1 protein-coding gene is annotated in these 316 nt (G+C 37.3%); it reads right to left on the bottom strand.

All coding sequences use genetic code 11. The features are described from left to right. On the bottom strand, window positions 1-316 hold a 316-nt coding region (locus tag AZF08_RS29355), incomplete at both ends, for a phosphopantetheine-binding protein (protein ID WP_161486810.1).

Raw genomic sequence — 316 nt, 5'->3', positions numbered from 1 at the left:
ATATATGTTGTTCCATGTCCGTAATACGTCCAGCCATCTGCTGAAGAGTCGGAAATTGAAATATTTCTCTTAGAGATATACTCACATTCATCTCTTTATAAACCTTAGAAACCAACGCTGTTGCCTTTAGAGAGTGGCCGCCAATATCAAAAAAGTTATCTTTTACTCCAACTTGTTTTAATCCAAGTACTTCTTTCCATATTTCAGCCAATTGTACCTCTACAACTGTTCGAGGCGCTTCGTATTCCGTTCCTGTTTGTAAATTCCCTTCCAATTCAAGTAATGCTTTTCGATCAACTTTCCCATTAGGTGTTAA

This window comes from Bacillus gaemokensis (assembly GCF_001590835.1).
Classification (GTDB): Bacteria; Bacillota; Bacilli; order Bacillales; family Bacillaceae_G; genus Bacillus_A; species Bacillus_A gaemokensis.
Note: the sequence above shows the minus strand (reverse complement) of the source record. Positions and strands in the feature narration are given on the sequence as shown.